The organism is Mesorhizobium sp. CNPSo 4671 (assembly GCF_057784245.1).
Window position 1 is genome coordinate 1 of the sequence record NZ_JBWLUW010000059.1, and the last position, 1,329, is coordinate 1,329.

At 60.9% G+C, this 1,329-nt stretch carries 1 protein-coding gene and 1 pseudogene; both read right to left on the reverse strand.

Annotation, left to right across the window (positions count from 1 at the left end):
* Positions 1 to 171: 171 nt before the first annotated feature.
* Positions 172 to 585, reverse strand: coding sequence for a thermonuclease family protein (locus AC04SF_RS37330; protein WP_488481870.1), 414 nt, complete (start codon positions 583 to 585; stop codon positions 172 to 174).
* Between the two features lie 382 nt (positions 586 to 967).
* Positions 968 to 1,329, reverse strand: a pseudogene (locus AC04SF_RS37335) (hypothetical protein); the annotation flags it as partial.

The following is a 1,329-nucleotide window of genomic DNA, read 5'->3' on the forward strand; positions in this document are numbered from 1 at the left end:
CTGGGCGACGCTGCGAGCAGGGGAGCGATCGTCGATGGCGGTTCGTTGTCAGCGCGATGCTTGGCACGCCAATCCCAAGGCGCTTCAAACGTTCCTGCCCAGATGCCGACTTTTGCCGCCTTGGCCTTCTCCTGCAGCATGGCGTAGGCTCCTTGGCTGTATTTTGGCCAATCAAGAGCTTGGCCGTCCATTCCAAGCGGCGACGTTGGCACCATCGGCCCGCCTGCAATTGCCGACATAGCGACCGTAGCGATCCCATGACACAAACGTGCACTGGGTCGGTCGCGAGGCGGCGAGAAAGGCATCGAGAGCGGTGGCGGACCTGGCGCCACATTGATACCGAAAGCCCTTCGCGTCGTCGCACTGCTGTGCTGACTCCGGTGCATCGATGCCATTGAACCGGATGCGCTGGCCATGGATCTCGATCGTGTCGCCGTCGATGACAGATGCGACCCCAGCAATTGCTACCGGTCGCGGCGTGATCAGGTTCTGCAGATTGATTTCCGGCAGCGACCCGCTGTTGTGCACGACAAACTGCGTCACCAAAGCGGAAGTCGCAGCCACCGTCACGAAGACCAGCCGCATCGGCACGCTGGCCCAGCGTCGTGCGAGCGGGCGTCCTGCGCCATACGTTTGCGCCACGGCCCCGACCAATCATCGTAGCGGGATTTGTCCAAGCCCCTTCTCCCCGGCGCAAGAATGCGCCCAAAACAAACGGAAAGTCCAGAATCCTATAGGAACCGCTCAACGGCCTGCCTGTTATGAAATCGGAGGGCTCCGTCGAGCAGCACCATGTCGAGCGGTCTTCCACAACCATCGCAAGCGACGGGAACACGGATTCGACCACCACTAAGGCGCCGAGTCCGAATTCTGCAAAGACTGTGCCCCGGCCGACGCGCCGCGCTACGCCATCGCCCGATCATAGAACCTGCGCCGCCGCATCGTCATTCGTGAGATCGACGCCGCGTTACTTGAGATCGTTCAGTAAGGGAGCAACCACTGGGGTCGCTGCCAATTCGAAATTGGCATCCCACTCCGCAAACAACGCGGGGACTTGATCGACACGAAAGTCACGAAAGTATCGTTCCGCAGCGGTCTTGCTGGTTGCCTTGTCACGTCGCGCCAATCCCTCGGCTACGGGCCGTGGAACGAGGTAGATTGCGCGAGCCTTGAACCCCTCGGATGGCAGCAGAACAATCGCCAGCCAATCGAATTGGTCGTAGTCGTTGTAGCCGACATAGGCGGCACCGCGCTTGAATGTCCGCGACTTTACCGAAACGCGTTGCGCTGGCCGGTCGAATGGCTGCGCGATCACATCGTAACCGGGCC